At 70.4% G+C, this 7,949-nt stretch carries 7 protein-coding genes and 1 pseudogene; 3 read left to right on the forward strand and 5 right to left on the reverse strand.

Annotated elements, in window-relative coordinates; translation table 11 throughout:
• The 4 genes from AB0J09_RS48950 to AB0J09_RS48965 all read right to left on the reverse strand — a co-directional run.
• The coding region (locus AB0J09_RS48950; protein WP_360707652.1) for a pyridoxal-phosphate dependent enzyme at positions 1 to 928 on the reverse strand (928 nt) is incomplete at its 3' end.
• Complete coding sequence (locus AB0J09_RS48955; RefSeq protein WP_360707655.1) at positions 925 to 1,767, reverse strand: ABC transporter permease; 843 nt, start codon at positions 1,765 to 1,767, stop codon at positions 925 to 927. The genes AB0J09_RS48950 and AB0J09_RS48955, both read right to left, overlap by 4 nt.
• Positions 1,767 to 2,684, reverse strand: coding sequence for an ABC transporter permease (locus AB0J09_RS48960; RefSeq protein ID WP_360707658.1), 918 nt, complete (start codon positions 2,682 to 2,684; stop codon positions 1,767 to 1,769). Before AB0J09_RS48960 ends, AB0J09_RS48955 begins: the two co-directional genes overlap by 1 nt.
• On the reverse strand, positions 2,681 to 4,231 hold the full coding sequence (locus AB0J09_RS48965) for an ABC transporter substrate-binding protein (protein WP_360707661.1): 1,551 nt from the start codon (positions 4,229 to 4,231) through the stop codon (positions 2,681 to 2,683). Before AB0J09_RS48965 ends, AB0J09_RS48960 begins: the two co-directional genes overlap by 4 nt.
• A gap of 106 nt (positions 4,232 to 4,337) precedes the next feature.
• Between AB0J09_RS48965 and AB0J09_RS48970 the strand changes: the two genes are divergently transcribed.
• From AB0J09_RS48970 to AB0J09_RS48980, 3 genes are read left to right on the forward strand one after another with little or no spacing between them, the layout of a single operon-like run.
• A complete protein-coding gene (locus tag AB0J09_RS48970; RefSeq protein ID WP_360707664.1) occupies positions 4,338 to 5,087 on the forward strand; it encodes an IclR family transcriptional regulator in 750 nt (249 codons plus the stop codon).
• Positions 5,084 to 6,097 (forward strand): serine hydrolase domain-containing protein, encoded by a 1,014-nt coding sequence (locus AB0J09_RS48975; RefSeq protein WP_360707667.1) that lies wholly within the window; start codon positions 5,084 to 5,086, stop codon positions 6,095 to 6,097. The genes AB0J09_RS48970 and AB0J09_RS48975 overlap by 4 nt, the downstream gene beginning before the upstream one ends.
• Positions 6,094 to 7,185: an amidohydrolase/deacetylase family metallohydrolase gene (locus AB0J09_RS48980; protein WP_360707670.1), complete on the forward strand. Its 1,092-nt coding sequence runs from the start codon at positions 6,094 to 6,096 to the stop codon at positions 7,183 to 7,185. The genes AB0J09_RS48975 and AB0J09_RS48980 overlap by 4 nt, the downstream gene beginning before the upstream one ends.
• Positions 7,186 to 7,291: 106 nt before the next feature.
• On the opposite strand, the pseudogene AB0J09_RS48985 reads toward AB0J09_RS48980, so the two are convergent.
• Positions 7,292 to 7,949: pseudogene (locus AB0J09_RS48985) on the reverse strand (hypothetical protein); the annotation flags it as partial.

Consider the following 7,949-nt stretch of genomic DNA (forward strand, 5'->3'; position numbering starts at 1 on the left):
CCTGGATGGGGGCGTCGCCGGCGATGCTCTGGGCGACGGTCTTGTTCGCGTCGCCGTGGCGGCTCGCGACCGTCCTGCCCTCGGCGAACGCCCGCACGAGCGGCGCCGACGTGGCCGGCTGCACGCCGACCATCCTGGGCAGCTTGTCGATGAGCCCCAGCCGGTGCAGCTCGCGGAACCCCTTCCACGCGCCGTAGAGCCCTCCGCCGGTGCCGACCGGGTGCACCATCACGTCGGGCGCGCGCCAGCCGAGCGCCTCGCAGACCTCGTATGCGTACGTCTTCATGCCCTCGTGCCGCACGGGATTGATGAAGTTGACGAAGCAGTAGAACCCGGCCTCCGACAAGGCGCTCACGCCAGCGAAGATCTCCAGGCTGGAGCGGTAGCGCAGGCGCAACACGCGGGCGCCGGTGAGACTGATGGCGGAGATCTTGGACTCGTTGGCCACGTCCTCCACCAGCACGGTGGCCTCGATCCCGGCCCTGGCCGCGTACGCGGCGAAGGACGCGCCCGCGTTGCCCGAGCTGTAGGTGAACGCCTGCTTGACGCCCAGCGCGCGGGCGAAGCCGACGGCGACGGAGAAGCCGCGGTCCTTGAAACTGCCGGTGGGCATGAGGGTGTCGTTCTTGATCAGCAGGTTGGGCAGGCCGACGTGGCGGCCGAGCCGGCGCGTCGGCATGAGCGGCGTGTCACCCTCCCCGAGGTGGAGCGGCTCGGCACCCTCGGGCAGTGGCAGCAGGTCCGACCAGCGCCACAGCCCCAGGTCGCGGCGGCTCGCCGCCCTGGCGATGATCTTCTGGGGCCGGGCGGGGCCGAGGTCGTACTCGATCTCGAGCAGGCCGCCGCACGCCTCGCAGAGCAGGGCGGGGGTCTTCAGCGGGAACGTGGCCCGGCAGTCGTCGCACTTGTAGTGCGTGGCGAGGTTCATCGGTTGTATGCCTTCGGGTCGGCGACGTCGCGGAGGAGGTCGCCGGTGACGTTGATCGCGAGTGTTGTCGTCATGATGGCAGCGCCGCTGAAGACCGCTATCCACCAGGCGCTGCGCAGGTAGAGCTGGCCGTCGGCGAGCATGCTGCCCCATGTGGGCACGTTGGGCGGCACGCCGAGCCCGAGGTAGCTGAGCGACGCCTCCGCGACGATCATCGAGGCCACCTGGAGGGTGCCGATGGTGGCGAGCGGGGCGATGATGTTCGGGACGAGGTGGCGGACCATGATCTGCGGTCCCGTGTCGCCGATGGCCCTGGCCGCGGTGACGAACTCGCGTTCTCGCAGCGAGAGCACCTCGGCGCGGATGACGCGGGCATACGAGACCCAGCCGGTCAGTCCGAGCACCAGGATCAGGAACAGCAGGCTCGGGCCGAGCACCGCGATGATCGCCAGGGCCAGCAGGATCGACGGGAACGCGAGCTGCACGTCCGCCAGCCGCATGAACACCTGCTCCCGCCAGCCCCGGTAATAGCCGCTGATCACCCCGACGACCGCGCCCACCACGCCGGACAGCAGCGTGGCGGCCAGGCCCACGAGGAGCGAGACGCGGGTGCCGTAGACGATGCGGCTGAGCACGTCACGGCCCAGCTTGTCGGTGCCGAGGAGGTACCCCGGCTCGCTGAACGGCGGGCGCAGCTTCAGGTCGAGGTTCTGTATGTTCGGGTCGTGGGGGGCGATCAGCGGCGCGAACAGGCCGACGAGCACGACAAGCGCGATGACGGCGACGGCGACCTTGGCGGCGTGGTTGCGGCGCAGCGCGCGCAGGGTTGCGGTCAACATCAGGAAAGCCTCACGCGAGGGTCGAGCAGGGCGTACGAGAGGTCCACGATCAGGTTCACGATGACGAAGACGGCCGCCAGGAACAGCACCGTGGCCTGCATGAGCGGGTAGTCGCGGTACGTGATCGCCTCGACGGTGAGCCGCCCGATGCCCGGCCAGGAGAAGACCTGCTCGGTGAGGATGGCGCCGCCGAGCAGGCTGCCGACCTCCAGGCCGACCACGGTGACGACCGGCAGGGACGCGTTGCGCAGGCCGTGCGAGGTGACGGCCCTGAACCCGGACAGCCCCTTGGCGCGGGCCGTGCGGATGTAGTCCTCGCCGAGTACGTCGATGAGCGACGAACGCAGCAGCCTGGCGATCATCGCGGCCGAGTAGAGGCCGAGCGTGATCGCGGGCAAGACCAGGTGAGCGGGCGAGCCGGTGCCGGAGGCGGGCAGCCACCGCAGGTTGACCGCGAAGACCAGGATGAGCAGGATGCCCACCCAGAACGCGGGCGTGGACTGGCCGACCAGGACCGAGGCCATGACCGAGGTGTCGGTCGCCGTGCCCCTCCTCACCGCCGCCACGATGCCCGCCGGGATGGCCACGATCAGCGTGAACGCCATCGCGGACACGGCCAGGTCGACGGTGAGCGGCAGGCGCTCCATGATGACCTCGAACGCGGGCCTGTGGAAGAACACCGACTGGCCGAAGTCCAGGCTGAGCAGGCCCGTCATGTACGAGACGTACTGGTCGAGCAGCGGCCGGTCGAAGCCCAGGCTCGCCCTGAGCGCGGCCTCCTGCTGGGCGGTGGCCTCCGGCGGGAGCATCTGCTGCACCGGGTCGCCGGCCAGCCGGACGATGAAGAACGACACGGTGGCCACGCAGAACAGCACCAGCAGGGTGTGGCCGACCCTCTTGCCGACGAACCGGATCATGAGGTGGTGAGCTTGGTGCTCGCCATGGCCAGCGTGCCGTTGGCGTTGGTCTTCCACTGCACCTTGTCGCTGACCGCGTACAGGATGCTCGCCTGATACAGATACAGGAACGGCGACTCCTCCATGAGCATGTTCTGCAGCTCGGTGAACGCCTCCTGGCGCACCTTCGGATCCACGGACTGCTCTTCCTTGTCGACCAGCGCATCGGCCTTGGGGTCGTTCCAGCGGCTCTGCCTTCTGTCGTGCCGGACGAACGACTGCAGGTTGCTGGAGGCGTCCATGGTCCAGCCGGAGTTGCCGACGAAGTACATCGCGCCGAGGGCTTTGCGGTTGTCCGAAACCAGGCGGCCCTTGAACGTGGCCGGGTCGAGCAGCGCCACCTCGGCCTTGACGCCGACCTGGGCGAGTTGCCCGGCGATGGCCTGGACGACGTCCTTGTCGGCGGTCGACGCCGACAGCTGGACCGCGAAGCCGTTCGCCTGGCCGGCCTCGGCGAGCAGGCTCTTGGCCTTGGCCACGTCGTGCTGGTACGGCTGGATCGCCGGGTCGAAACCGAACGCCTGGCGCGGGATGAGCGTCGGGGTCCGCTCGGCGGCGCCGTTGAGCACCGACTTGATGAGGGCGTCCACGTCCAGCGCGTGGTTGAGCGCCTGGCGCACCCGCTTGTCCTTCAGCGGCCCCTCCTCGGTGTCGAGCGAGACGAAGAACGTCCGCACGCCGGGGGAGGTGACGACCTTGAAGCCGGGCGCGTCGCCGAGCTGCTGGGCGGCGTCGGGGGTCAGGCCGGTCACGATGTCCACCTCGCCGGACTGGAGCGCGGCCAGCGACGCGGACGGGTCCGGCATGATCTTGAAGGTGAGCTGCTCGACGGCGGGCTTGCCGTTCCAGTAGCCCGGGTTGGCCTTGAGCGTGATCTGGCTGTCGCGCTGCCACTGGTCGAACGTGAACGGCCCCGTGCCGATCGGGTGCTCGGCGAAGGCCTGGTCGCCCTTCTCCTTGATGTACTTGGGCGGCACGATCACCCCGCCGAACAGCGACAGCTTGGCTGGGAGGATCGGGTCGGGGGCCTTGGCGACGAGGTCGACGGTGTGCGTGTCGATCACCTTCGCGCCGGTGACCAGGCGCAGCTCGACGATCGGGGACTGGGTGGCGGGGTTGATCAGGCGCTCGATGCTGTACGCCACCGCCGCGGCGTCGCATGGCTCGCCGTTGTGGAAGGTCACGTTCTTGCGCAGGTAGAAGCGCCAGGTCCGGTCGTCCTTCGACTCCCACCGCTCGGCCAGGCCGCCGGCGAGCTTGTCGCTCGTGTCCCTGACGGTGAGCGTGTCGAAGATGTTGATCAGCACGTTCATGGAGGGCAGGTCGCCCTGCTTGTGGGGGTCGAGGGTGGTGGCGTCCGCGGCCATCGAGACCCGCAGCGCGGACGCCGCGCTCGCCTGACCGCTGGACGGCTTGGTGCTGGCGCAGGCCCCGAGTGACGCTGTCGCCGCGGCCAGGCCGCCGATCTTGAAGAGGTCCCGGCGGGCTAGCGGCGCGCGGTCGGACATCGTCCGCCTCCCTAGTTCTGGCGTTTCATATGGTGAAACGTCGTATCACGTGGTTGAATATGACTCGTTTCGGTCAAGTCCGTCAACCCTTTTGGAACAGGTGGCAATGAACTCGGTGGAGAAGACGCTCGTCGTCTTAGGGGCCCTGGCCGGTCATGATCAGCCCCGCCGCCTCGCGGACATCGCCCAGCGGACCGGCATCAACAAGACGACCGTGCACCGGATCCTGCAGATCTTCATCGCCCAGGGGTACGCCGTCTCGCACGGCGACGGCACCTACGCCTCCGGCCCGGCGATCCTCGCGCTGGCCGGCGCGGCGCTCACTGACCGGGATATGACGACCCTGGTCCGGCCGATCCTGGAGAACCTCAAGCGGAACACGTCCCACACGGTCCACTTCGCCATCCGCAGCGGCTTGTCCGCCGTCTACCTGGCCAAGGTGGAGTCGCAGCAGCCGTACCGGATGGCCTCGCGGGTCGGGACGCAGATAGCGCTGCACTGCACGGCGATCGGCAAGGCGATACTCGCGCACCTGCCGGACGAGGAGGTACGGGCGGTGCTGGCGGCGACCGCGCCGCTGATCAGCAACACGCCCAGCACGATCGTGGACCCCGGCCAGCTGCTGGCCGAGCTGGAGGCGGTGCGGGATCGCGGGTACGCGATCGACGACGAGGAGAACGAGTCCAACGTGCGGTGCGTCGGCGCGGTGGTGCGCGACGCGGCCGGGACGGCGGTGGGCGCGGTCAGCGTGGCGGGGCTGACGCTCAACCTGAGCCAAGACGATGTGCCGCTGCTCGGCCCGCTGGTGGTGGCCGCCGCCGCCCGGGTCTCGGCGGCTCTGGGGAGGAACGCATGACGGTAATGGCGCTCTTGTCGGAAGCTCGGGACAAGGGGGAGTTCTCGGGCGCGGCCTGGGCTTACGGCCGATCCGCGGGTGCGGTCGCGCGCGGCACGCTCGGAACCTTGCGCTGGGACGGGGGCCCGGTCGGCGACGACACGCTGTGGGACCTCGCCTCGGTCACCAAGCCGATCGTCGGCCTGGCGGTGATGTCGCTGGTGGAGTCCGGCGACGTGACCCTGGACGACCCCGTCGCCCTGCACCTGCCGGAATACGCGGGCACCGACAAGGCGGACGTCACGGTGTTCGAGCTGCTCACCCACACCTCCCGCATCCCCGGTCAGCAGCCCCTCTACCGCCGCTGCCCGGCCCGGGAGGACCTGCTCGCCGCCCTCGTGAGCCTGCCGTCGCGCCCGGACCCGGGCGTGGAGTACAGCTCACAGGGCTTCATGATCCTCGGCTTGCTCGCGGAGAGCGCCGCCGGCACGCCCCTCGATCGGCTGGTACGCGAGCGCGTCACCGCGCCCCTGGGCATGGACGAGACACGGTTCGTGCTCCCGGAGGCCGACCGGGCACGGGCGGCGGCCACCGAGGAATGCCTGTGGCGCGGCCGGATCGTCCAGGGCACGGTGCACGACGAGAACGCCGAGGTGCTCGGGGGAGTCGCGGGCCACGCGGGCCTGTTCGGCACGCTGGACGACCTGACCCGGCTGGGGACCGCGCTGTGCCGGGGCGGCGAGGGCGTCGTGGGGCGGCGCACCCTGGCCGTGATGACCGAGACCAGGGTAGACGGCAGGGCCCTGGCCTGGCAGGGCTACGAGCCGCGCGTGACCAGCGGCGGCGACCTGCTCACCGCCTCGGCCTACGGCCACAACGGCTTCACGGGGACGAGCCTGTGGGTGGACCCGGAGCTGGACTTCTGGGCGGTGCTGCTGACCAACCGCGTCCACCCGACCCGCGCCTCGAACGCGATCGCCCGTATCCGCCGGACCTTCCACAACGCCGCCGTCACGAAGGCGCTCTCATGAACCTCGATGCCCCGCTGCACGTCATCGGCTCGCCCACCCCCGCCCGGCTGTCGCTCGACGGCGGCGCGGCCCGCCTGAAGCCGTCCGCGTACCAGGGCGAGGAGCTCTACATCGGCCCCGGCTGGGTGGACCTGCACACGCACGTCTACGACGGGATGACGCAGATCAGCGTGCCGCCTGACCTGGTGGGTCTGGACAGCGGCGTGCATGTCGTGGCCGACGCGGGCAGCGCGGGCCAGGCCACCATCGACGGCCTCGTCCGCTATGTCATCCCGGCCGCCCGGACGCAGGTGCGCGCCTGGCTCAACATCGGCTCGCACGGCCTGGTCCACCTCCGCGAGACCGCCGATCCCTCGTTCATCGACGTGGACGCCACGCTGGCCGCCATCGACCGGCACCGGGAGGTGGTGTGCGGCGTGAAGGTGCGCTGCAGCGGCGCGATCGTCGGCGCGATGGGGTTGCAGCCGCTCCAGCTCGGCCGCCTCGTCGCCAGAGAGGCGGGCCTGCCGCTGCTGGTCCACGTGGGAGAGGCCCCGCCGCTGATCGGCGACGTCCTCGACCTCCTCGGGGAGGGCGACGTCGTCACGCACTGCTACCACGGCAAGACCGGAACGCCGTGGCATCGGGACGGCACGCCCACGCCGCCCCTGGCGCGGGCGCTGGACCGGGGCGTCCAGCTGGACGTGGGCCACGGCGCGGCCAGCTTCAGCTTCGCCGTGGCGGAGAGCGCGGTGGCGGCGGGATTCCGGCCGCACACGATCAGCACGGACATCCACGTCCGCAACATCAACGGCCCGGTCCACGACCTGGCCACCACGATCACGAAACTGCTGGCCTGCGGCCTGCCCCTGAACGACGCGATCAAGGCGGTCACCGACACACCCCGCCGTATCCTGCGTATGGACTCGCCATGGCTGGACGACGACGGGGCGATCCGGCACGCCACGATCTTCCGCCTCGCTGAAACGACCGACCGCACTTACGTGGACGCCGAGGGCGACCACCGGGAGCCGAAGCACCAGGTGGTCCCGGTGGCGACGATCAGGGACTGCCGGCTCACCACGGTCACGGCCCAGGGTGCGCCGTAACGGCGGCCGGCCCTGCGCGGGTCAGCGGGCGTCACCCTGGAGGCCATGAGCCCCGTGCGGCGGGCGGCGCCCACTTGGCACCGCCGTACAAGATGAGGGCTTTTATTTAGAGGCCCGGGGCGGGGAACTGAGCAGTAAGCTCGCTCACCTCGCGGTGGACACGCGAAATGACGTCCTCGGCGTCGCCCTTGGCGAGGGCGGTGACGACCTCGTCCATCCAGGCGCCGATCTGCCGCATCTCCGCCTCGCCCATCCCGCGGGAGGTGACGGAGGGCGTGCCGATGCGGATGCCGGACGGGTCGAAGGGCTTGCGCGGGTCGAAGGGGACCGTGTTGTAGTTGGTCTCCAGCCCGGCCCGGTCGAGCGCCTTGGCGGCGGGCTTGCCCGCGACGCCCTTGGAGGTCAGGTCGATGAGGATCAGGTGGTTGTCGGTGCCGCCGGAGACCAGGTCGAAGCCGCGGCTCGCGAGCTCCTCGGCCAGCGCCTTGGCGTTGGCGACCACCTGGTGGGCGTAGGCCTTGAACTCCGGCTGAGCGGCCTCGTGCAGCGCGACCGCGATGGCGGCGGTGGTGTGGTTGTGCGGGCCGCCCTGCAGGCCGGGGAAGACGGCCTTTCTGAGCGCGGTGGCCTTCTCGTCGTCGTCGGCCATCAGCATCGCGCCGCGGGGGCCGCGCAGCGTCTTGTGCGAGGGCTGAACCTGCTCCAATGCGCCGGTGTCTCTGGGGGGTCGGGGTGCCCTAGATGGGGCGGTAGGCGGGCGCCGG

The organism is Nonomuraea sp. NPDC049784, assembly GCF_040659615.1.
In the GTDB taxonomy this organism is placed as follows: domain Bacteria; phylum Actinomycetota; class Actinomycetes; order Streptosporangiales; family Streptosporangiaceae; genus Nonomuraea.

What these genes read in the sequence shown, in the direction of transcription:
- AB0J09_RS48955 (WP_360707655.1), bottom strand. Translation starts at nt 1,767, where the DNA reads ATGTTGACCGCAACCCTGCGCGCGCTGCGCCGCAACCACGCCGCCAAG.
- AB0J09_RS48965 (WP_360707661.1), bottom strand. Translation starts at nt 4,231, where the DNA reads ATGTCCGACCGCGCGCCGCTAGCCCGCCGGGACCTCTTCAAGATCGGC.
- AB0J09_RS48970 (WP_360707664.1), top strand. Translation starts at nt 4,338, where the DNA reads ATGAACTCGGTGGAGAAGACGCTCGTCGTCTTAGGGGCCCTGGCCGGT.
- AB0J09_RS48975 (WP_360707667.1), top strand. Translation starts at nt 5,084, where the DNA reads ATGACGGTAATGGCGCTCTTGTCGGAAGCTCGGGACAAGGGGGAGTTC.
- AB0J09_RS48980 (WP_360707670.1), top strand. Translation starts at nt 6,094, where the DNA reads ATGAACCTCGATGCCCCGCTGCACGTCATCGGCTCGCCCACCCCCGCC.
- AB0J09_RS48960 (WP_360707658.1), bottom strand. Translation starts at nt 2,684, where the DNA reads ATGATCCGGTTCGTCGGCAAGAGGGTCGGCCACACCCTGCTGGTGCTG.